The following is a 21,608-nucleotide window of genomic DNA, read 5'->3' as shown; positions in this document are numbered from 1 at the left end:
CCGCACGAGCGCCTATCCCCGTTTCGCTTGAGATGAGATTGCCGGCAGAGGAGCCGCGCCCCGCATGACCCTATCCCGATTCCTCCGTTCGAAGCTTCTGGTGCGGGGCATCCTTGCGGTTCTGCTCGTCGTCGCGGCGGGGCGCATCGCCTTCCCCTTCCTCGTGCAGACGGCGGCGGTGGAGCGCGGCATCGAGCAGGCGCTGGAAAACTGGACCGGCGCTGCAGTGCATGTCGGCCGGAAAGCGGAGTTTTCCTTCTGGCCCTATCCGCGCGTGACACTCGGCAATGTGCGCATCGTCGGCACGAAGGCGGACGGCACCGGCGGGGAGCTCGCGACCGTCGAGAAGGTCGCGGCGACCTTCGACCTCCTCGGCGCCGTGCGCGGCCAGCCGGGCTTCAGCGATTTCGAACTCGTGCGCCCCGTCGTTCATGCCGGATGGAGCGCCGACGGCGTCTTCAACTGGCGCCACAGCGGCTGGCTGATCCAGGCGATCGACGCGACCGCCAAGGCCCCGGAGGGCCAGCCCGCCGACATTAAGGACGAGCGCATCGGCACGATCTCCATCCGCGACGGCGTGCTCGACATCGCGCGGGGCGAGAAGCCCTACCGCATCACCGACATCAACGGCAGCATCGACTGGCCCGCGCTCCGTCGGACACTTGAGCTTTCGCTTTCCGGCGTCGTCAACGGCGAGATGACCCATTGGTCCTTCACCACCGGCCACCCGCTCGCGCTTCTCGCCGGGCGGGACGCCGTGATCCAGACCAGTCTGTCCGCCGACCCGGCGAAATTCGGTTTCGACGGTACCGCCAACCTTTCCGGCAATGCCTATATCTCCGGCGCGATGCAGCTTTCGACGCCGTCGCTCAGCCGCCTGCTCGCCTGGCAGGGCAAGGACATTCCGGCGGTCGGCAATATCGGCCAGGTGAGCGCCGAGGCGAACGTCACCAGCTCGGGTGCTTCGGCACGGCTCGATAACGTCAAGCTGGTGCTCGACAATGCGGAGGCGACGGGCGTTCTCGACATCGCCATGCCGGCGGACGGCCTGCCGAAGGTGGACGGCACGCTCGCCTTCGACAAGATGGACCTGCGCGCCTTCCTCACCGCCTTCTCGCCGCTTCCCGGCACCGATCCGAATGCACCGGGCATCGATACCACCTTCATCCGCCAGTTCGCCATGGACCTGCGGCTTTCCGCAAAGAGCGCGGATTTCGCGCCGTTCTCGCTGCAGGATCTCGCCGCCGGGATGCGCGTCGAGAACGGCCGGGCCTCCTTCGATGTCGGCGACAGCGCGTTTCTCGGCGGGCGCATGACGGGGCGCATCGTGCTCGCCGAAAGCGGCTTCCGCGGCGGTGGCCAGTTGCAGATGTCGCTGGGCAATGTCGATATCGGCGCCATCGTCAGCACGCTCGCGCTGCCCGGCCCGCTGCCGACCGGCATCGGCTCGGCGGATTTCGAGCTCTCGACGGACCTGCCGCTCTGGGCGACGACGGTCTCCGACATGTCGGGCCGCTTCCGGCTGCGCATGGGGCCGGGCACCCTCACCCATTTCAACCGCCCGGCCTTCGAGCAGCGGGCGGCACAGAACACCTTCTTCAGCACGTCGGAAGTCGCCGACGGCTCGTTCGATTTCGTGCGGGCGGACATGGATGCGAAGCTCAATCGCGGGCTTGCCGAACTCACCAAGGCGGAAATCGAGGGAACCGACAGGCTGCTGACGCTTTCGGGCCTGATCCCCTACCGCACCGGCAGCCTCGCACTGGCCGGCAGCCTTGCCGAGCGCCCGCAGGAGGGCGTCGCCCCGACCAGTCCGGCGATCAGCTTCTTTGTCGGCGGCTCCTGGCCGGAGCCGGTGATCTCGCCCATCGCGATCCTGACGGGGCAAGAGCCCCGCCGGTGATCCGGCAGCAATCAGCGGCCGGCGAAGGCCGCCTGCTCGTCGCGCACCCGCTGCAGCTCGCGCCGCTTCGTCATGACCGACGCGATGATGACGCCGATGGCGACGAGGCCGATGAGCAATGTGCAGGCCGCGTTGATTTCCGGCGTCACGCCGAGGCGCACCTGGCTGTAGATCTTCATCGGCAGGGTCGTCGCGCCCGGGCCCGAGGTGAAGCTCGCGATGACGAGGTCGTCGAGCGAGAGCGTCAGCGCCAGCATCCAGCCGGACAGCACGGCAGGCGCGATGATCGGCAGCGTCACCTCGAAGAAGGTCCTGACGGGCGTCGCGCCGAGATCGAGCGCCGCCTCCTCCACCGAGCGGTCGAAGGAGAGCAGGCGCGACTGCACCACCACCGTCACGAAGCACATCGAGAAGGTGATATGCGCCAGCGTCACCGTCCAGAAGCCGCGGTCGAAGCCGATGGCGACGAAGAGCAGCAGCAGCGACAGGCCGGTGATGACCTCCGGCATGACGAGCGGCGCATAGACCATGCCCGAGAAGAGAAGGCGGCCGCGGAAGCGCGTGTAGCGCGTCAGCGCCAGCGCCGCCATGGTGCCGAGGACGGTTGCAACGCTCGCCGCCAGCAGGCCCACGCGGACCGTCACCCAGGCCGCATCCATCAGGCCCTGGTTATGGAAGAGCGAGACGTACCATTTCGTCGAGAAGCCGGCCCAGACCGTCACGAGCTTGGACTCGTTGAAGGAGAAGATGACCAGAAGCACGATCGGCAGGTAAAGGAAGGTAAAGCCGAGAACGACCGAGACGATGTTGAAACGGGACCAGGAGTTGTTCATGGGCTTATCTCCCCTGCTCTTCGGCCTTGGCCTGCGCATTCTGGAAGAACACGATGGGCACGACCAGGATGAGGAGCAGGATGGTCGCGACGGCGGCGGAGACCGGCCAGTCGCGATTCGCGTTGAATTCGTTCCACAGCGTCTTGCCGATCATCAGCGTCTGCGACCCGCCGAGAAGGTCGGGGATGACGAACTCGCCGACGGCCGGGATGAAGACGAGCATGCAACCGGCCACGACGCCCGGAATGGAGAGCGGGAAGGTAATCTTCCAGAAGGCGGAGATCTGCGAGCAGCCGAGATCCTGCGCGGCCTCGATCAGCGTGTTGTCCATCTTCTCGAGCGCCGAATAGAGCGGCAGCACCATGAAGGGCAGGTAGGAATAGACGATGCCGATATAGATCGCCCAGTTGGTGTTCATGATGACCAGCGGCTGGTCGATGATGCCCGTGCCGATGAGGAACTGGTTAAGCAGCCCCTCCGGCTTGAGGATGGCGATCCAGGCATAGACGCGGATCAGGAAGCTCGTCCAGAAGGGCAGGATCACCAGCATGAGCAGCGTCGGACGCAGCGAGCGCGGCGCCTGCGCCATGCCATAGGCGATGGGATAGCCGATCAGCAGCGTGATGGCGGTCGAGAGCCCCGCGATCCAGAGGCTCGACAAATAGGCGTTGAAATAGAGCGCATCCTCCGTCAGCCAGACGAAATTGTCGAAATGCAGCTCGCCGAGCTTTGCCCAGAGGCCGGAAAGGCCGTCCGACAGCGCGAAGACCGGCACGTAGGGCGGCTGGGCGATCGCCGTGGTGGAGAGCGAGATGCGGAAGACGATGAAGAAGGGGATGAGGAAGAAGAACAGCAGCCAGGCATAGGGAACGATGATGACAAGGCGGCTGAAGATGGCGGAGCCGAGCTTGTTCATCGCATCAATCCTTCAATACGACGCCGGCCGTCTCGCCGAAGGAGACCCAGACCTTCTCGTCATAGGCGATGGGATTTTCCACCTCGCGCTGGGCATTCAGCATGGAGGCCTTCACGACCTTGCCGCTGTCGAGCTTGACGTAGAAGACGGTCATGTCGCCGAGATAGCCGATATCCCAGATCTCGCCCTGCGCCGCGTTGAACGTGGCGTCTGCGGGCGCATTGCGCGACACTTTCAGCTTTTCCGGGCGGATCGCGAAGCCGGCGGCGCTGCCGGGCGTGGGCGCATTGGCGGCGGCGGTGCGGATGGTGAAGCCCTCGTTGGCGGCCAGCTCGATCTTGCCGTTGCCGCTCGCCGCGACCTTGCCGTCGAGGATGTTCACGTCGCCGATGAAGTCGGCGACGAAGCGGGAATTCGGCGCCTCGTAGATTTCCGCCGGGGTGGCGACCTGGATGACCTTGCCGTGACTCATCACCGCGATGCGGTCGGCCATGGTCATCGCCTCCTCCTGGTCGTGCGTCACGACGACGAAGGTGAGGCCGAGTTCCTGCTGCAGGTCCATCAGCTCGAACTGGGTTTCCTCGCGCAGCTTCTTGTCGAGCGCACCCAGCGGTTCGTCGAGCAGCAGCACCTTCGGGCGCTTGGCGAGCGAGCGGGCGAGCGCCACGCGCTGGCGCTGGCCGCCGGAAAGCTGGTGCGGCTTGCGCTTGGCGAATTTCTCGAGCTTCACCAGCTTGAGCATCTGGGCGACGCGCTCGGCGATCTCGTTCTTCGGCATGCCGTCCTGCCTAAGGCCGAAGCCGATATTGCTCTCCACCGTCATGTGCGGGAAGAGCGCGTAGGACTGGAACATCATGTTGACCGGCCGCTTGTAGGGCGGGATGCCGGCGATGTCCTGGCCGTCGAGGATGATCTCGCCGGAGGTCGGCCGCTCGAAGCCGGCCAGCATGCGCAGGAGCGTGGACTTGCCGCAGCCCGAGGCCCCGAGCAGGGCGAAGAACTCGCGGTGATAGATATCGAGGGTGAGGTCGTCGACGGCAGTGAAATCGCCGAACTTCTTCGTGACGTTTCGGAAGGTGATGAACGGTTTTGCGTCCGGATCCATCCAGGGCGCGAAGGAACGACGGATATTGCCGAGAGATTTCATTGCCTGTCCCCAACTCTCTTTTTCTGGCATTCCCGGCAGTTCCGGCGAGACGAAGCGGCGGCTTGCGGCGGGAACTGCGTCGAACAAAATGAAATTGCCCGGAAACCGGTTCCGGGCAATTTATCGAGCCGGTTACTGGCCGGTCACGATCTTGGTCCAGGTTCGCGTGAACACGCGCTGCGTCTTGGAATCCAGCGTCGTGTTGGTGAAGAGCTTCTTCAGGGTCTCGTCATCCGGATAGATCGTCGGGTCCTTGATGATGTCTTCCGGCAGCAGCGCCTGCGAGGCCTTGTTGCCGTTGGCGTAGTGGACGTATTCCGTCGACTTGGCGATGACTTCCGGGCGCATGATGTAGTTGAGGAAGGCGTGCGCCTCTTCGACATGCGGCGCGTCGGCGGGGATGGCCATCTGGTCGAACCACATCTGCGTGCCTTCCTTCGGGATGGCATAGCCGACTTCCACGCCGTTCTTGGCCTCATCGGCGCGATCGCGCGCCTGGAAGATATCGCCGGACCAGCCGACCGCGGCGCAGATATCGCCGTTGGCAAGGCCGTTGATGAATTCCGAGGAATGGAACTTGCGGACGAAGGGGCGAACCTTCAGCAGCGCTTCCTCGGCCTTGGCGATATCGGCCGGGTCATGGCTGTCGGGATTGAGGCCGAGATAGGCCAGCACGACCGGGATCATGTCGGTCGGCGAATCGAGGAAGTTGATGCCGCAATCCTTGAGCTTGGCGGCATATTCCGGATCGAAGACCGCCTTCCAGCTATCGACCTCGTCGGTGCCGAGCGCTTCCTTGATCTTGGCCTTGTTGAAGCCGATGCCGATCGTGCCCCACATGTAGTTGATGGAATATTCGTTGCCCGGGTCGAACGGCTGCATGCGCTCGGCCACCATGTCCCACATGTTCTTGAGGTTCGGCAGCTTGGACTTGTCGAGCTTCTGGTAGACGCCCGCAGCGATCTGGCGCTGGAGGAAGGTGTTGGTCGGAACGACCACGTCGTAGCCCGTGCCGCCGGCCAGGAGCTTCGTCTCGAGGATCTCGTTCGAGTCATAGACGTCGTAGACGACCTTGATGCCGGTTTCCTTGGTGAAATCGTCGATGATCGAACTGTCGATATAGTCGGACCAGTTGTAGACGTTGACCACTTTTTCCTGTGCAAACGCACCGCCGGCAACCAAAAACGCCGCGGCCGCGGCCGTCGCCCAAAGAGTATGCCTTATCATTGATTTATCTCCCAGTTTCTTTCACGGGCCTATGAGTTCGTAGAAGAACAGTCGCCGATTATGGTTGTTTTTCGAGAGGCGACAAGCTGCATTCACGCAAACATAGAGCGAATTTTTATATCACATTGTTCCCATTCCTATCATATTTCAAACCGCATCCTTGGCGGAAATCAAGCGGAAATTTACTGGAAGTCGAAAAGGCTGAGGCCGGCGACCATTTCGTCCAGCCCGAGCGGGCGCGTGACCGGCGGCTCGGCACGGGCAAGACAGCCCTGCCGCTCGCACAGCCGGCAGGCGGCGCCGACCGCGATCGCGTCCCCTCGCCCCGCCGCCTCGCCATAGACGGTCTCCTCGGCATGGGCGGCATCGCAGCCGACCAGCAACGCCGTGCGGCGCACCCGCTCGGCGAAGGCGGCCTGCGGCCCTTCCAGCGTCCGCGAGACCGTCAGGAACGTGCCGCCGTCCGGCATCTCCACCCGGTCGACGAGGATCTGCCCGGGCTGGGAAAAGGCGGCATGGACGCCGAGCTTGGGACAGCCGCCACCGAAGCGCGCCTGCGGAAAGCCCTGCGCACCCGCCCGCCGGAAGCGGTGGCCGGCATTGTCGATCTCCAGCATGAAGAAGGGCACACCCGCCTTTCCCGGCCGCTGCAGCATGGTGAGCCGGTTGGCCGCCTGCTCGTAGGAAACGGAAAAGCGCGAGCGCAGCACGTCGATATCGTAGCGCACGCGCTGCGCCGTGGACTGGAAAGCCTCGTAGGGCATCATCAGCGCATGGGCGGCGTAGCGCGCCAGCTCGAAGCGGGCGATGCGCTTCGCCTCCGCCGTCGTGAAGGCGAGCAGGTCGAGCTCGGCGAAAATCTCGTCCTGCAAGGCGAGCTGCACCGTCTCCATGGCGATCTCGCGCAGCTGGTCGAAGGGCGACAGGCGCTCTGAGAGGAAGAGCCGCATGGAGTGCCGGTCGAAGCGGCGGCGCAGGTTCGGCATGGTGTGGACCGGCAGGAGGCGCACGACGACGCCATGCTCCTTGCGCAGCCAGCCCTTGAGCGCCGATGCGAGGTCGTCGCCCGGCGCCAGCGCCGCATGGAAGCGCTCGGCCGCCTCGTCGATGGCGCCGAAATAATTGGGGCGGCTTTCCAGCTTGTCGCGCACCTCGTCCATCGGCAGCAGCGTGCCTGACAGCGTGGTGGCATGGCCTTCGCGCGCGAGGACGTCGGCAAGGTCGGTCAGGCGCGCGGCCTGCTCGCGATAGGCACGGTAGAGCTTCATTATGCCGCTCGCCACGTTCGGCGCGGCATCGGCGATCTCCACCAGCTCGTGATCGCCCGGCAGCTCGCCGGCCAACAGCGGATCGGCGAAGACCTCGCGAAGCTGGCGCGCATTGCCGGCGCTCTCGCCCTGCAACTCGTCCAGGTCCACCTTGTAGACGGAGGCAAGGCGCAGGAGGAGCTGCACGGTCAGCGGCCGCTGGTTGCGCTCGATGAGGTTGAGATAGGAGGGCGAGATCGACAGGCCTTCCGCCATCGCCGTCTGGGTGAGGCCGAGCGCGTTGCGGATGCGCCGGACCTTCGGCCCCGCAAAGATCTTGTTCTCCGCCATATGTCAAATCCTTTACACGATCGGCCGCGCTGTCAATTTTACAGATTTTACTTTTTTACAGAGCCGTCCTGTCAAAGACAAGACATGATTACCCGATTATCCCGCTGATTTTCCGGTTTTCCCTCGCCGTATTGTGCGCCGCGATGTAAATACTGTCACATGAAATCGGGGCAGCAAGACAGCGACATCCCGATCCAGAGACATCATACCGGAGGATATCATGACCGATTTTTACAACCTCGTCCCGAGCGCGCCGAAGGGTCGGTTCGACGGCGTCGAACGCCCCTATACGGCCGAGACGGTCGAGAAGCTGCGCGGCTCGGTCCAGATCCGCCATACGCTGGCCGAGAACGGCGCAAACCGCCTTTGGAAGCTCATCCACGAGGAAGACTTCGTCAACGCGCTCGGCGCGCTCTCGGGCAACCAGGCCATGCAGATGGTCCGCGCCGGCCTGAAGGCGATCTATCTCTCCGGCTGGCAGGTCGCCGCCGACGCCAATACCGCCTCGGCCATGTATCCCGACCAGTCGCTCTATCCGGCAAACGCCGCGCCGGAACTGGCCAAGCGCATCAACCGCACGCTCCAGCGCGCCGACCAGATCGAGACGGCGGAAGGCAACGGCCTTTCGGTCGACACCTGGTTCGCCCCCATCGTCGCCGACGCGGAGGCCGGCTTCGGCGGCCCGCTCAACGCCTTCGAGATCATGAAGGCCTTCATCGAGGCAGGCGCCGCCGGTGTCCACTTCGAGGACCAGCTCGCCTCCGAAAAGAAGTGCGGCCATCTCGGCGGCAAGGTCCTCATCCCGACCGCCGCGCATATCCGCAACCTCGATGCCGCGCGCCTTGCCGCCGACGTCATGGGCGTGCCGACGCTGATCGTCGCCCGCACGGATGCCGAAGCCGCCAAGCTCCTGACCTCAGACATCGACGAGCGCGACCAGCCCTTCGTCGACACGGACAAGGGCCGCACGGTCGAAGGCTTCTACAACGTCAAGAACGGCATCGAACCGTGCATCGCCCGCGCCATCTCCTATGCCCCGCATTGCGACCTGATCTGGATGGAGACCGGCAAGCCGGACCTCGAACAGGCCCGCAGGTTCGCCGAGGCGGTGCACAAGGCCCATCCCGGCAAGCTGCTCGCCTACAATTGCTCGCCCTCGTTCAACTGGAAGAAGAACCTCGACGACGCGACCATCGCCAAGTTCCAGCGCGAACTCGGGGCGATGGGCTACAAGTTCCAGTTCATCACGCTCGCCGGCTTCCACCAGCTCAACTACGGCATGTTCGAGCTGGCCCGCGGCTACAAGGAGCGCCAGATGGCCGCCTACTCCGAACTGCAGGAAGCGGAATTCGCCGCCGAGATCAACGGCTACACCGCGACCAAGCACCAGCGCGAAGTCGGCACCGGCTATTTCGACGCCGTCTCCATGGCCATCACCGGCGGCCAGTCCTCGACGACCGCCATGCATGAATCGACCGAGCACGAGCAGTTCCGCCCGGCCGCCGAATAAGCCTTTCAATTCACTTTCAAGAACCCCGTTACAAGAGGAGAAATGCCATGACAGTCCAGACCCGCGTCAAGGAACGAGCCGAAGAACAGGCTTCCGCCATGACCCCCGACCAGCAGGCCATGATCCGCATGGTCGCCAACGACCTGCACCGCCTCAACCAGTCCGTCATGAAGGCGGTCGAGGCCGGCGTCTCGGTGGAGCTCGTCCGCTCCGCCCGTCACCACGGCGGCGAGGGCAACTGGGGCGACCTGCTGATCCCGGTCATCGTGACGCAGGGTCGCGGCTGACAGGCAGACATCCGGTCGAAAGGAAATCCCCGGCGTTCCCTGCGTCGGGGATTTTTCGTTTCGAGCGCCTTGCAGATCGGCGGCCGCCTTCATGGCCTCGCGCGTTGGAAATGCGCGAGGCGGTCAGTTGTCCGGGTGCTCCGTCAGGATCGCGCCGGTGCGGGGATCCGCGCTGAACTCCATTCGCGTGCCGTTCTTCACGCCCTCTCCTTCCCAACGCCCGTCGTCGGCCTCGATCTGATGGATTGCCGTGTAGCCGGCGGCCTTCAATTTCCCGGCAACCTCTTCGAGCGGCATCCAGTCGGCGCCGGGCTGGTCCGCCAGCGCAGGCAGCGCCATCCCGAGCATCAGGGCGAAAGCGAGGGCGAATGTGTTCGTTCCGGTCATGACAGCCTCCGTTGCAAGCCCTGGATATTGCGTTTGCCTCAGGGCCTGGATGGTTCACACCAGCCGGATGATAGCCGCGAATGCGTCCTCGGTTTGTCACAGGCCGCTCTTGCCAGCCGTGAAGCAGCAAACCCCCCGGCGGGCTCCCTGCGCGCCGGGGGTTCGTTTCCTGTGCGGCGGTGATCAGGCCGCGCGGTACAGCACCTCTTCGTTCGCCTCCAGGCGGAACTGCTCGACCAGCATCATCAGCGTGTCGGCATCGCCCGCCAGCTTGCGGCTTGCGGCGGTCGTCAGGTCGACCATCGAGGCGTTCTGCTGGGTCATCTGGTCCATCTGGTTGACGGAGCCGTTGACCTCCTGCAGCGCCGCCGCCTGGTCGCGGCTTGCCGTCGCCATCATATCCACATGCTGGCTGACGGTGACGATCTGCTGGCTGATCGAGGCGAGCACGGAGCCGGTTTCCTGCACGAGATGCGCGCCGGCGCTGACCTCGCTCGTCGACTTCTCGATGAGGCCCTTGATCTCGCGGGCGGCGCTGGCCGAACGCTGGGCCAGCTCGCGCACTTCCTGCGCCACGACCGCAAAGCCCTTGCCCGCCTCGCCAGCGCGGGCGGCCTCGATGCCGGCATTGAGCGCCAGCAGGTTGGTCTGGAAGGCGATGTCGTCGATCACCTCGATGATCTGCTCGATCTGGCGCGAGGCGCCCTCGATGCGGCCCATGGCGGCGATCGCATTGCTGACGACCTCGGCGGAGCTGTCGGCGCTGCGCTTCGTCGTGCCGACGACGAGGTTCGCCTCATGCGCCCGCTCGGCGGAGGAGCGCACGGTGGCGGTGATCTGCTCCACGGCAGCCGCCGTCTCCTCCAGCGAGGAGGCCTGCGATTCGGTGCGCTTGGAGAGCGCATCGGCCGATTGCAGCATGTCCGAGCCGCTGCGCTGGATCGACAGCGCATTGGTGCGGATCTGGCCGAGCGTATCCTGAAGGCGGACGAGCGAGACGTTGAAGTCCTGGCGGAGCTGCTCGAGGCGGCCGTTGAAGGGCGTCTCGATCTGGCGCGACAGGTCGCCCTGCGCAAGACGGCCGAGGCCGGCGGCGAGGGCATTGACGGCGAAGTCGATCTCGCGGTCGAGAGACTGCTTTTCGGCGTCGTTGCGGGCGCGCTCGGCTTCCGCCGCGGTGCGCTGCTGCTCGCTCTCCTCCTCGATGCGGATCTTCGACAGGGCGTTCTCCTTGAAGACGCCGAGCGCGCGGGCCATGTCGCCGATCTCGTCGGCGCGGCCTTCGCCGGAAATGCCGGTATCGAGGAAGCCGTCGGCAAGCCGGCGCATGGCGCCGGTGATCTGGCCGATCGGCCCCTTCAGCGTCAGCACCAGCGCGATGCCGGCGAGGATGGCGATGGCCGCGCCCGCGACGGTCGCGAGCACCGAGACCTGGTTGGCCTTCTCGCGCTCGGTGCCGGCGCTGGTCTTCTGCTCCTCGGCGAACTGGCTGAGGAGGTTCCAGATCGTGTCGATCGACTGGCCGGCGGCCTCGAAATCGGCGGCGCGCTCGGTGCTGATCTTCACGAGGGCGGCGCTGTCGGCCTCCATCCGCTCCAGCATCGGCGACAGGCTCTCGTCGACCGTGTCGAAGAACTCAAGGCCGCTCGCGCTGCCGCGCAGGCCCTTCATGTCGATGCGCAGGATGGCGAGATGGCCGAGCAGCTTGACGCGATTGGTGTCCGACGTCTGGCCGAGGAAGCGCGCAGCCCCGACCTTGATGTCGTCGATGGTGGAGACGAGCTTGCGCGTGGCGGCGAGGATCGCCTCGGACTTGATGATCGGCTCGTCGAGCTCGGTGAAGAGGCGGGTCGCCTCGCGCATCTTCTCGCCGGCCGCGCCCTGGAGCTGGATGGCGACCTGGCGGAAGCGGCTGACGCGCCGCCCGATGTCCGGAATGGTGACGGCCGCCGGATCGGAGGACGACAGGAAGCCGCCGAGCTCGTCGATCGTGTTGCGGATGGTGATGGAAACGACCTTCTGGCTCTTCGGCAGGATCGTCGTGATCGAGCGCTCGGTCTTGGAAATGAGCGGATAGCGTTCCTTGACGAGCTTGAGCTGCTCCTCGGGGGTTGCGCCCTTGCCGAAATCGGCGAGGAAATCGGCGAAGAACTTGCTGGCATTGGTCAGGCGTTCGGCCTCGCGCAGCATGCTCTTGGCGGCATTCTCGTTCTGCCGCACGGAGCGCTGGAGCTTGGTGGCCTCGTCGAGGATCTTCACCTGGTCGGCGCCGAGAGCATTGAGGGTGTTGCCCATCGCACCGTGCAGGTCGTTTTCCTGTACATAGAGCGCCCAGAGGCCGTCCATGCGGGCCTCGATATCCTTCGTCTGGGCCTGCGCATCGATAAGGCGCGACTTGTCGGCGTCGGGCGCCAGCGCATCCATCGTCGCCTGCAGGACGGCGCCCTGCGCGCTCAGCCGCTCGTGCACGGCGTCGCGGCTTTCCTCGGAGGTCTCGCGCAGGAAGCGGTTCATGCCGGCATAGACGTCCTTGAAGCCGCTCAGCGACTGGAGAACGCTGTTGGAGATTTCCATGCGACCCTGCAGGAGGCCGGACGCATAAAGGCCGGTGAAGCCGACCGCGCAGATGCTGAGAACGAATGGCAGGATGAAGACAAGAACCTTGGTCTGGATCTTGAAGCGGGCGAGAATCTTATCAATGAACATGGCGGAACATCCGTTGTCGGCGTGCTCCACCCCTGCCCTTTTCGGGCCTCCCCAGGATTCGGACGCCGGATTACCGACTTTCATGCGGCCGCAATGCCGCGCATCCGGGGGAGCAGTCATTGCCAGCCGCGCGGCAACCCTGACGGCGACGCGGCATCCGGAACCCTATCCGGCGATATTCGGCGGCAATCTTTAAAATTCTCTCACTTTTTAAACCGATTTATGACAACCGGCTGCCCTCAGAACGCCAGCATGGCGAGCAGCGCGAGGAGGCCAGCGGCGAGGGCGCAATTGATGCCGACGGCGGCAAGCCGGCGACGGCTCTCCCCGGCGGTGGCGGCGATGGCGAGGGCGCGGGCTTGGCGGTTTCTGGCGGGCATGCGGCGACACTCCGTTACGAGATACAGGCAATCCGGATCAACCGGCCAGCCGGCCCACATCATGTTGTCCCCGCTCCCCGCCCGTCAGGCTGGAAAGCCCGGAAACGCCGACCTGAGACAGCATCCGCCGCAAGGCCTTAAAGGATGGTAAATGCCCGTCAGGCCACCTGCCCCGCGGCAAAGCCCGAGGCCCAGGCCCATTGGAAATTATAGCCGCCGAGCCAGCCGGTGACGTCCACCGCCTCGCCGACGAAATGGAGCCCCGGCACCGCCTTGGCCGCCATGCTGCGCGAATCGAGCGCGGCGGTATCGACGCCGCCGAGGGTGACTTCCGCCGTGCGGTAGCCTTCCGAGGCCGGCGGGCGCAGACGCCAGTCGCGAAGGCGCTGGACGAGCGCCTCGATACGCTTTCCCGACTGCTCGGCGAGCGGGCCGTCGATGCCGAGCTCGGTGACGAGGAGCTGCGCCAGCTTCTTCGGCATGTGCTCCGCCAGCACGGTCTGCAGCGCCTGGCGGCCGTTCTGCCGCCGGGCGGCGGCAACGATCGCGGCGAAATCCACATCGGGACGGATCGTCAGGGCAATCTCCTCGCCTTCCCGCCAGTAGGACGAGATCTGCAGGATGGCGGGGCCGCTGAGGCCGCGATGGGTGAAGAGCGCCGCCTCGCGGAACTCCGTCCGGCCGTGGCGGGCGACGACCTCCACCGACACGCCGGGCAGGCCCTCATGGGCGGCGAGCGTTGCCGGATCGAGCATCAGCGGGACGAGGCCGGCGCGCGTTTCGACCAGAGGCAGGCCGAACTGCTCGGCGATGCGGTAGGCAAAGCCGGTGGCGCCCATCTTGGGGATCGACTTGCCGCCGGTCGCGATCACCAGCGATGCGGCGTCCACGGTTCCGTTTTCAGTGACGACCCGGAAGGATGCACCGTCATGCTCGACGGCGCTGATCGACGTGGAAAGACGCAAGTCCGCGCCGACGGCCTTCATCTCCGCCAGCAGCATGGCGATGATGTCCTTCGCCGAATTATCGCAGAAGAGCTGGCCGAGGGTCTTCTCGTGCCAGGAGATGCGGTGGCGCTCGACGAGGTCGAGGAAGTCGCGCGGCGTGTAGCGGGCGAGCGCCGACTTGCAGAAATGCGGATTGGCCGAGAGGAAGTTCTTCGGCCCGGCATGGATATTGGTGAAGTTGCAGCGCCCGCCGCCGGAAATGCGGATCTTCTCGCCGGGCGCGCAGGCATGGTCGAGCACCAGCACGCGGCGGCCGCGCCGGCCCGCCTCGATGGCGCACATCATGCCCGCCGCGCCCGCTCCGATGATGACGACGTCTCGCCGTTCCGCCACGTGTCCGATCCCCGTTTTGCCTTCCTTTCGGCCATCGCGAGCGAAAGTCAACCGGCGAAAAGCGCGCAAATTCCTGAAAAATCGTCTTTTCTACCCCCCGGGGGGAGCTAGCCAAGGGTCAAACTCCGGCTATGATGGCGCATCGTCAACCAAACCCGGTGTCTCATGCCGTCCAAAAAGAAAGTCGTTACCCCCACCATCGAAAAGGCCGCACGCTCCTCTAAAATCCCTCCCGCCATCAGCGTGCCGCGCGGGGTAAAGACCTGGAAGGACGCCGCAGACTGGCTTCGCGCCCGCGGCATCGAAGACATCGAATGCATCACGCCGGACCTTGCAGGGGTGCCGCGCGGCAAGATGATGCCGTCGTCGAAGTTCACCTCGAACACCTCGCTGGCGCTGCCGTCGGCGCTCTATCGCCACACGATCTCCGGCGACTATCCGGAGGAGACCGGCAATTTCCGCTACGAGCCGCGCGACAGCGACCTGAAGCTCGTGCCGGATCTTTCGACGCTTTCCGTCGTGCCGTGGGAGACCGACCCGACCGCGCAGGTCATCTGCGACATCGTCGGTTCGACCGGCGAGAACGTGCCCTACACGCCGCGCAACGTGCTGAAAAACGTCGTCAAGATGTATAGCGACCGCGGCTGGAAGCCGGTGGTGGCGCCGGAGATCGAGTTCTACCTCGTCGCCGTCAACGACGACCCGGACTATCCGCTGCATCCGCCGAAGGGCCGCTCCGGCCGCGCCATCCAGGGCGGCCAGGGCTATTCCATCGCCGGCATCAACGAGTTCGACGAGCTGATCGACGACATCTACCACTTCTCGGAAAAGCAGGGGCTCGAGATCGATACCCTGATCCACGAGGAGGGCCCGGCGCAGCTCGAGATCAACCTGCGCCACGGCGATCCCGTCGAGCTCGCCGACCAGGTGTTCCTGTTCAAGCGCACGATCCGCGAAGCGGCGATGAAGCACGGCATCTACGCCACCTTCATGGCCAAGCCCATGCAGGGACAGGCGGGCTCGGCCATGCACATCCACCAGTCCGTGGTGGAGATCGAGACCGGCCGGAACGTCTTCTCCAATCCGGACGGATCGGCCTCGCAGGAGTTCTTCCACTTCATCGGCGGCATGCAGGCCTATGTGCCGAAGACGCTGGTCATGATGGCGCCCTATGTGAATTCCTACCGGCGCCTGACACCCGACATGTCGGCGCCCGTCAACAATGCCTGGGGCTACGACAACCGCACGACGGCCTTCCGCGTGCCGGTATCGGACGCTGCGGCGCGGCGCATCGAGAACCGGCTTCCCGGCTCGGACGCCAACCCCTATCTCGCGCTCGCGGCCTCGCTCGGCTGCGGCCTGCTCGGCATCATGAACAAGCTCGAGCCGACCGCGCCGACGGAGGACACCGCCAACGAGGGCTCTATCGACCTGCCGCGCGGCCTGCTGGAGGCCGTGTCGCTGCTCGAATCCGATCCGGCTCTGGCCGAGGTGCTGAGCGCCGAGTTCATCGGCCTCTATGCCGGCGTCAAGCGGGGCGAGTTCGAGACCTTCATGCAGGTGATCAGCCCCTGGGAACGCGAGTTCCTGCTGCTCAACGTCTGAGCGGCCGGCGGTCCGGGCCGCTGCGAGAGACCAGACCCTGAGAGCGGCGGCGCCCCGGCGCGCCGCTGCACCCTCTCGAACACGAGTGTGTGCAATGCCCTGGCAAAGCCCGATTTCCCCCGGCGTCTCCTGGTATGAGGCAAGCGTCGGCGAGCGTCCCGAATATGCCCCCCTCGACGGATCCGTCGAGACCGATGTCGCCATCGTCGGCGGCGGCTTCACCGGCCTGCAGGCTGCCTACAATCTCGCGCGGAAGGGCGTGCGCGTCACGCTCATCGAGGCGCACCGCTTCGGCGACGGCGCGTCCGGGCGCAACGGCGGCCAGCTCGGCACCGGCCAGCGCGCCGAGGCGGAGGAGCTGGAGGCCGAACTCGGCTACGAACGCGCAAAGGCCCTCTTCGACATGGCCGAGGACGCCAAGCGCCATATCCACGATTTCACCGCCTCCCAGAACCTCGACATCGACTATGTGCCCGGCCAGCTCAATGTCAGCCACAAGGCGAGTTTCGAGAAGGATTTCCGCGATCACGTGGAAATCGCCGCGACGCGCTACGACTATCCGCACATGACCTACATGGACCGGGCGGAGACGGAGGAGCGCGTCGGCTCGAAACGCTTCTTCTTCGGCATCCGCGACACCGGCACCGGCCACATCCACCCGATGAAGCTGCTGGTCGGCGTCGCCCGCGCCGCGCAGGCCGCCGGCGCCAGCCTGCATGAAAAGACCCCTGCCCTGAAGATCGAGCGTGCCGGCGGCAAGGCGATGATCACCACCGCGACGGGCACGATCCGCGCCGACAAGGCACTGATCGCCTGCAACGCCTATATCGGCGACCTCGAGCCGAAGACGGCGGCGCATGTCATGCCGATCCGCTCCTTCATCGGCGCGACGGTGCCGCTCGACAGGTTCCCCTCGGTCATTCCCGGCGGCGAGGCCATCGCCGACACGCGGTTCGTCGTGCGCTATTTCCGCAAGACCCGTGACGGCCGGCTGCTGTTCGGCGGCCGCGAAGCCTATTCGGAAAACCTCGACGACATGACGCCGCCCATCCGCCGGCAGATCGAGGAGGTCTATCCGGAACTGAAGGGCATCGAGCTCACCCATGCCTGGGGCGGCTCCGTCGGCATCACCATGCCGCGCAAGCCCTATGTGCGCGAGGTCATGCCCGGCATCACCACCATCGGCGGCTATTCCGGCCATGGCGTCATGCTGTCAAACTATTGCGGCAAGCTCTATGCCGACGAGGTAACCGGCGGCAGCAGCGATCTCGACCTGATGAAGGCCCTGAAAATTCCGGCCTTTCCGGGCGGTCAGCGCTTCCGTTCGCCGCTTCTGTTCCTCGCCATGACGTGGTACGCGCTGCGCGACAGGCTCTGATCGAATGGAAACACCGATTTTGTTGCGTTGCACGCTGGCGTTTTTAAATCGATTAGATTATAACACCCGCCAACAGAACGAGATCGAGATATCCGATGAGCAGCCAGATCATTCCCGTTGAACCCTTCGACTATGTCGTCTTCGGCGGAACCGGCGACCTTGCGGAACGCAAGCTCCTTCCGGCCCTCTACCACCGGCAGCTCGCCGGCCAGCTTTCGGACCCGACGCGCATCATCGGCGCGTCGCGCACCGCCTTCACGGATGCGGAATACCGCAAGTTCGCCGTCGATGCGCTGAAGGAGCACCTGAAGGCCGGCGAATTCGACGACGAGCAGGTCAGGATCTTCTGCGACCGGCTGTTCTATGTCGCGGTCGACGCCAAATCGGACCAGGGCTGGGACAAGCTGAAGGCCCTGCTGGACGAGGGCAAGGACCGCGTGCGCGCCTTCTACCTCGCCGTCGCGCCCGCCATCTTCGGTGATATCTCGGAAAAGATCCGCGACCACAAGCTGATCACCAAGCAGACGCGCATCGTCGTCGAAAAGCCGATCGGCCGCGACCTTGCCTCCGCCAACGAGCTGAACAACACGATCGGCAAGGTCTTCCATGAAGAGCAGATCTTCCGCATCGACCATTATCTCGGCAAGGAGACGGTGCAGAACCTGATGGCGCTGCGCTTTGCCAACGCGCTCTACGAGCCGCTGTGGAACTCCGCCCATATCGACCATGTGCAGATCACGGTCGCCGAATCGGTCGGCCTCGAAAGCCGCGCGGGCTACTACGACAAGGCCGGCGCGCTGCGCGACATGGTGCAGAACCACATCCTCCAGCTTCTCTGCCTCGTGGCGATGGAAGTGCCCTCGTCCATGGACGCCGAGGCCGTGCGCGACGAGAAGCTCAAGGTACTGCGCGCGCTGAAGCCGATCGACCAGTACAATGTCGAGCGCCTGACGGTGCGCGGCCAGTACCGCGCCGGCGCCTCCTCGGGCGGCCCGGTCAAGGGCTATCTCGAAGAGCTGGAAGGCGGCGTCTCCAACACGGAGACCTTCGTCGCCATCAAGGCCGAGATCGGCAACTGGCGCTGGGCGGGCGTGCCCTTCTACATCCGCACGGGCAAGCGGCTTGCCACGCGCATGTCGGAGATCGTCATCACCTTCAAGCCGATCCCGCATTCGATCTTCGATCCTTCGGCGGGCCGCATCGAGGCCAACCAGCTCATCATCCGCCTGCAGCCGGACGAGGGCGTCAAGCAGTCGCTGATGATCAAGGACCCCGGCCCGGGCGGCATGCGCCTGCGCAATGTCTCGCTCGACATGAGCTTCGCCGAGGCCTTCGACGCGCGCAATGCCGACGCCTACGAGCGCCTGCTGCTCGACGTCATCCGCAACAACCAGACGCTCTTCATGCGCCGCGACGAGGTGGAAGCCGCCTGGCGCTGGGTCGACCCGATCCTGAAGGCATGGGAAGCGACCGGCCAGCAGGCGCAGGGCTACACCGCCGGCACCTGGGGCCCGAGCCAGGCCATCGCCCTCATCGAGCGCGACGGCCGCACCTGGCACGAAACGTAAGGAAGCCCGATGAGCGCGCAACTGCATGAATTCAAGGATGGCGCGGCATTGGCCGAGGGGCTGGCGGACCGGGTTTCCGCCGCGCTCGCGGACGGCATCGCCGCGCGCGGCCGCGCGACCATCGCGGTATCGGGCGGCTCGACGCCCAAGGCCTTCTTCAAGGCGCTTTCCACCCGCGACATCGACTGGAGCAAGGTGACGGTCACGCTGGTCGACGAGCGCTTCGTGCCGGCGGACAATCCGCGCTCGAACCACCTGCTCGTCGCCGACAACCTGCTGCAGGGCAAAGCGAGGGCAGCCGCCTTCCTGCCGCTCTACCGGGACGCCGGCAGCGCGGAGGAAGCGGCGAAGATCGCCTCGGCCGATGCCGCAAGCCTCGGCCATCCCTTCGACGTCGCCATTCTCGGCATGGGAACGGACGGCCATACGGCCTCGTTCTTCCCCGGCGGCAGCAACCTTGCCGAGGCGATCGCATCCGAGACGCCGCGCGGCGTGATCACCATGGAAGCGGAGGGCGCGGGCGAAACCCGCCTCACCTTCACCTTCACCAGCTTTCAGGATGCCCGCCTTCTGGTGCTGCATATCGAGGGTCAGGGCAAGATGGACGTTCTTTCCGCCGCTAAGGAGGACGGACCGGAGGCCGACATGCCGATCCGCGCCATTCTCCGGCGCGCGGCGACGCCGCTCGATATCTACTGGGCGCCCTAGAGCACCCGGCCGGCTGAAGCCGAACATGACCGGCGTCGAGAGACGCCGTTGCCCCCGCGGATGGCGAAGCTTTCCCGCTCGCCTTGCCGTGCAAGAATGCAATCGAGAAAGTCAGGATAGATCCCATGTCCGCCGACAAACGCATCGAAGCCATTACCGCCCGCATCGTCGAACGTTCCAAGCCGCACCGCCTGCCCTATCTGGAGCGCGTGCAGGCCGCCGCCTCCAAGGGCGTGCACCGCGCCGTGCTCTCCTGCGGCAACCTCGCGCACGGCTTTGCGGTCTGTTCCCCCGCCGAGAAGGACGCGCTCGCCGGCGACCGCGTCCCCAACCTCGGCATCATTACCGCCTATAATGACATGCTCTCGGCCCACCAGCCCTTCGAGACCTATCCGGCGCTGATCCGCGAGGCCGCGCGGGAGGCGGGCGGCGTGGCGCAGGTCGCCGGCGGCGTGCCGGCCATGTGCGACGGCGTTACCCAGGGTCAGCCGGGCATGGAGCTGTCGCTCTTCTCGCGCGACCTGATCGCCATGGCGGCGGGCGTCGGCCTGTCGCACAACATGTTCGATTCGGTCGTCTATCTCGGCGTCTGCGACAAGATCGTGCCGGGCCTCACCATCGCGGCGCTGACCTTCGGCCACCTGCCGGCCGTCTTCATCCCCGCCGGCCCTATGACATCCGGCCTGCCGAACGACGAGAAGGCCCGCGTGCGCCAGCTCTATGCGGAAGGCAAGGCCGGCCGCGCCGAGCTGCTGGAGGCCGAATCCAAGTCCTATCACGGCCCCGGCACCTGCACCTTCTACGGCACCGCCAATTCCAACCAGATGCTGATGGAGATCATGGGCTTCCACATGCCCGGCGCCTCCTTCATCAATCCCGGCACGCCGCTGCGCGACGCGCTGACCAAGGAAGCCGCCAAGCGCGCGCTCGCCATCACCGCCGGGGGCAACGAGTTCACCCCGGCCGGCGAGATGATCGACGAGCGGTCCATCGTCAACGGCGTCGTGGGCCTCCACGCCACCGGCGGCTCGACCAACCACACGCTGCACCTTCTCGCCATGGCGCGCGCCGCCGGCATCGTGCTGACCTGGAAGGACATTTCCGATCTTTCCGACGTCGTGCCGCTGCTCGCCCGCGTCTATCCGAACGGCCTTGCCGACGTGAACCATTTCCATGCCGCCGGCGGCATGGGCTTCCTCATCCAGGAACTGCTGAAGACCGGCATGCTGCATGACGACGTGCGCACGGTCTACGGCCAGGGCCTCCAGGCCTATACGATCGATCCGAGGCTCGGCGAGAACGGCAGCGTGCGCCGCGAGCCGGCACCGAAGGTCAGCCACGATCCGAAGATCCTCGCCAGCATCGAGGCGCCCTTCCAGCCGACCGGCGGGCTGAAGATGCTGACCGGCAATATCGGCAAGGCGGTGATCAAGATCTCCGCCGTCAAGCCGGAGCGCCATGTCATCGAGGCGCCGGCCAAGGTCTTCCACGACCAGCAGGAACTCAATGCCGCCTTCAAGAACGGCGAGCTGACCGGCGACTTCATCGCGGTCGTCCGCTTCCAGGGCCCGAAGGCCAATGGCATGCCGGAGCTGCACAAGCTGACCACCGTGCTCGGCATCCTGCAGGACCGCGGCCAGCGCGTGGCGCTGCTCACCGACGGCCGCATGTCCGGCGCCTCCGGCAAGGTCCCGGCCGCCATCCATGTGACGCCCGAAGCGGTCGACAACGGCCCGATCGGCCGCATCCGCAGCGGCGACACGATCCGGCTGGACGCCGCCCACGGCACCATCGAGGTTCTGGTGGACCCCGCCGAATTCGACGCCCGCCCGCAGGCGACGGCCGATCTTTCCGGCAACGAATTCGGCATGGGCCGCGAGCTCTTCGCGCCCTTCCGCGCAATCGCGGGGCCGGCGGACCATGGGGCGAGCGTGCTGTTCGCGTAGTCAGGCGGGCGGCCCCTCATCCGGCCTGCCGGCCACCTTCTCCCCGCAGGCGGGGAGAAGGGACATTGCCGCGCGGGTTTCCTTCAATTCATGGGAAAGCATCGCCACGGTTTCCTTCTCCCCGCTTGCGGGGAGAAGGTGGCCGGCAGGCCGGATGAGGGGCAGCGCC

Annotated in this window: 17 protein-coding genes; 8 read left to right on the top strand and 9 right to left on the bottom strand. The window is 65.6% G+C overall.

The window, feature by feature from the left end; all coding sequences use genetic code 11:
• The first annotated feature begins 64 nt into the window (after positions 1–64).
• On the top strand, positions 65–1,903 hold the full coding sequence (locus ShzoTeo12_RS01695) for an AsmA-like C-terminal region-containing protein (protein ID WP_318911022.1): 1,839 nt from the start codon (positions 65–67) through the stop codon (positions 1,901–1,903).
• An 11-nt stretch (positions 1,904–1,914) separates the two neighbouring features.
• Here ShzoTeo12_RS01695 and ShzoTeo12_RS01690 read toward each other — a convergent pair whose 3' ends face one another.
• The 5 genes from ShzoTeo12_RS01690 to ShzoTeo12_RS01670 form a co-directional block, all read right to left on the bottom strand.
• On the bottom strand, positions 1,915–2,736 hold the full coding sequence (locus ShzoTeo12_RS01690; protein ID WP_318911020.1) for an ABC transporter permease: 822 nt from the start codon (positions 2,734–2,736) through the stop codon (positions 1,915–1,917).
• 4 nt (positions 2,737–2,740) lie between these two features.
• Positions 2,741–3,652, bottom strand: coding sequence for an ABC transporter permease subunit (locus ShzoTeo12_RS01685; protein ID WP_119257742.1), 912 nt, complete (start codon positions 3,650–3,652; stop codon positions 2,741–2,743).
• A gap of 4 nt (positions 3,653–3,656) precedes the next feature.
• Positions 3,657–4,799: an ABC transporter ATP-binding protein gene (locus ShzoTeo12_RS01680; protein WP_318911017.1), complete on the bottom strand. Its 1,143-nt coding sequence runs from the start codon at positions 4,797–4,799 to the stop codon at positions 3,657–3,659.
• A gap of 132 nt (positions 4,800–4,931) precedes the next feature.
• Complete coding sequence (locus tag ShzoTeo12_RS01675; RefSeq protein ID WP_413251133.1) at positions 4,932–6,041, bottom strand: polyamine ABC transporter substrate-binding protein; 1,110 nt, start codon at positions 6,039–6,041, stop codon at positions 4,932–4,934.
• Between the two features lie 167 nt (positions 6,042–6,208).
• Positions 6,209–7,624: a helix-turn-helix domain-containing protein gene (locus ShzoTeo12_RS01670; RefSeq protein WP_318911015.1), complete on the bottom strand. Its 1,416-nt coding sequence runs from the start codon at positions 7,622–7,624 to the stop codon at positions 6,209–6,211.
• 220 nt (positions 7,625–7,844) lie between these two features.
• On the opposite strand from ShzoTeo12_RS01670, the gene aceA reads away from it, so the two are divergent.
• The gene (gene aceA / locus ShzoTeo12_RS01665; RefSeq protein ID WP_318911013.1) at positions 7,845–9,134 is read left to right on the top strand and encodes an isocitrate lyase; all 1,290 of its coding nucleotides are present in this window, start codon (positions 7,845–7,847) and stop codon (positions 9,132–9,134) included.
• A gap of 47 nt (positions 9,135–9,181) precedes the next feature.
• On the top strand, positions 9,182–9,421 hold the full coding sequence (locus ShzoTeo12_RS01660; RefSeq protein ID WP_023516665.1) for a hypothetical protein: 240 nt from the start codon (positions 9,182–9,184) through the stop codon (positions 9,419–9,421).
• Between the two features lie 123 nt (positions 9,422–9,544).
• On the opposite strand, the gene ShzoTeo12_RS01655 is transcribed toward ShzoTeo12_RS01660, so the two are convergent.
• The 4 genes from ShzoTeo12_RS01655 to ShzoTeo12_RS01640 form a co-directional block, all read right to left on the bottom strand.
• Positions 9,545–9,808: a PepSY domain-containing protein gene (locus ShzoTeo12_RS01655; RefSeq protein WP_318911003.1), complete on the bottom strand. Its 264-nt coding sequence runs from the start codon at positions 9,806–9,808 to the stop codon at positions 9,545–9,547.
• Between the two features lie 183 nt (positions 9,809–9,991).
• The gene (locus ShzoTeo12_RS01650; RefSeq protein ID WP_318911002.1) at positions 9,992–12,514 is read right to left on the bottom strand and encodes a HAMP domain-containing methyl-accepting chemotaxis protein; all 2,523 of its coding nucleotides are present in this window, start codon (positions 12,512–12,514) and stop codon (positions 9,992–9,994) included.
• Positions 12,515–12,753: 239 nt separating this feature from the next.
• Positions 12,754–12,894 (bottom strand): hypothetical protein, encoded by a 141-nt coding sequence (locus tag ShzoTeo12_RS01645; RefSeq protein ID WP_162911444.1) that lies wholly within the window; start codon positions 12,892–12,894, stop codon positions 12,754–12,756.
• Between the two features lie 158 nt (positions 12,895–13,052).
• Entirely contained in the window at positions 13,053–14,234 is a 1,182-nt protein-coding gene (locus tag ShzoTeo12_RS01640) for an NAD(P)/FAD-dependent oxidoreductase (protein ID WP_318910999.1), read from the bottom strand.
• 165 nt (positions 14,235–14,399) lie between these two features.
• Between ShzoTeo12_RS01640 and ShzoTeo12_RS01635 the strand changes: the two genes are divergently transcribed.
• From ShzoTeo12_RS01635 to edd, 5 genes are all read left to right on the top strand, one after another.
• Positions 14,400–15,839: a glutamine synthetase family protein gene (locus ShzoTeo12_RS01635; protein ID WP_119257734.1), complete on the top strand. Its 1,440-nt coding sequence runs from the start codon at positions 14,400–14,402 to the stop codon at positions 15,837–15,839.
• A 94-nt stretch (positions 15,840–15,933) separates the two neighbouring features.
• Positions 15,934–17,217 carry an FAD-binding oxidoreductase gene (locus ShzoTeo12_RS01630; protein WP_318910996.1) on the top strand — a complete coding sequence of 428 codons (1,284 nt, stop codon included), beginning with the start codon at positions 15,934–15,936 and terminating at the stop codon, positions 17,215–17,217.
• A gap of 95 nt (positions 17,218–17,312) precedes the next feature.
• Positions 17,313–18,785 (top strand): glucose-6-phosphate dehydrogenase, encoded by a 1,473-nt coding sequence (gene zwf, locus ShzoTeo12_RS01625; RefSeq protein WP_119257732.1) that lies wholly within the window; start codon positions 17,313–17,315, stop codon positions 18,783–18,785.
• A gap of 9 nt (positions 18,786–18,794) precedes the next feature.
• The gene (pgl, locus tag ShzoTeo12_RS01620) at positions 18,795–19,493 is read left to right on the top strand and encodes a 6-phosphogluconolactonase (RefSeq protein WP_318910995.1); all 699 of its coding nucleotides are present in this window, start codon (positions 18,795–18,797) and stop codon (positions 19,491–19,493) included.
• 125 nt (positions 19,494–19,618) lie between these two features.
• Positions 19,619–21,439 (top strand): phosphogluconate dehydratase, encoded by a 1,821-nt coding sequence (gene edd / locus ShzoTeo12_RS01615; RefSeq protein ID WP_318910993.1) that lies wholly within the window; start codon positions 19,619–19,621, stop codon positions 21,437–21,439.
• Positions 21,440–21,608 lie beyond the last annotated feature (169 nt).

The sequence above is a fragment of the Shinella zoogloeoides genome, assembly GCF_033705735.1.
In the GTDB taxonomy this organism is placed as follows: domain Bacteria; phylum Pseudomonadota; class Alphaproteobacteria; order Rhizobiales; family Rhizobiaceae; genus Shinella; species Shinella zoogloeoides_A.
Note: the sequence above shows the minus strand (reverse complement) of the source record. Positions and strands in the feature narration are given on the sequence as shown.

Excerpts from the sequence above, each read along its gene's own strand:
- ShzoTeo12_RS01635 (WP_119257734.1), top strand. The coding sequence starts at position 14,400 with ATGCCGTCCAAAAAGAAAGTCGTTACCCCCACCATCGAAAAGGCCGCA.
- ShzoTeo12_RS01655 (WP_318911003.1), bottom strand. The coding sequence starts at position 9,808 with ATGACCGGAACGAACACATTCGCCCTCGCTTTCGCCCTGATGCTCGGG.
- aceA (WP_318911013.1), top strand. The coding sequence starts at position 7,845 with ATGACCGATTTTTACAACCTCGTCCCGAGCGCGCCGAAGGGTCGGTTC.
- ShzoTeo12_RS01685 (WP_119257742.1), bottom strand. The coding sequence starts at position 3,652 with ATGAACAAGCTCGGCTCCGCCATCTTCAGCCGCCTTGTCATCATCGTT.
- ShzoTeo12_RS01660 (WP_023516665.1), top strand. The coding sequence starts at position 9,182 with ATGACAGTCCAGACCCGCGTCAAGGAACGAGCCGAAGAACAGGCTTCC.
- ShzoTeo12_RS01650 (WP_318911002.1), bottom strand. The coding sequence starts at position 12,514 with ATGTTCATTGATAAGATTCTCGCCCGCTTCAAGATCCAGACCAAGGTT.
- ShzoTeo12_RS01645 (WP_162911444.1), bottom strand. The coding sequence starts at position 12,894 with ATGCCCGCCAGAAACCGCCAAGCCCGCGCCCTCGCCATCGCCGCCACC.
- pgl (WP_318910995.1), top strand. The coding sequence starts at position 18,795 with ATGAGCGCGCAACTGCATGAATTCAAGGATGGCGCGGCATTGGCCGAG.
- ShzoTeo12_RS01680 (WP_318911017.1), bottom strand. The coding sequence starts at position 4,799 with ATGAAATCTCTCGGCAATATCCGTCGTTCCTTCGCGCCCTGGATGGAT.
- ShzoTeo12_RS01630 (WP_318910996.1), top strand. The coding sequence starts at position 15,934 with ATGCCCTGGCAAAGCCCGATTTCCCCCGGCGTCTCCTGGTATGAGGCA.
- ShzoTeo12_RS01695 (WP_318911022.1), top strand. The coding sequence starts at position 65 with ATGACCCTATCCCGATTCCTCCGTTCGAAGCTTCTGGTGCGGGGCATC.
- ShzoTeo12_RS01690 (WP_318911020.1), bottom strand. The coding sequence starts at position 2,736 with ATGAACAACTCCTGGTCCCGTTTCAACATCGTCTCGGTCGTTCTCGGC.
- zwf (WP_119257732.1), top strand. The coding sequence starts at position 17,313 with ATGAGCAGCCAGATCATTCCCGTTGAACCCTTCGACTATGTCGTCTTC.
- ShzoTeo12_RS01670 (WP_318911015.1), bottom strand. The coding sequence starts at position 7,624 with ATGGCGGAGAACAAGATCTTTGCGGGGCCGAAGGTCCGGCGCATCCGC.
- edd (WP_318910993.1), top strand. The coding sequence starts at position 19,619 with ATGTCCGCCGACAAACGCATCGAAGCCATTACCGCCCGCATCGTCGAA.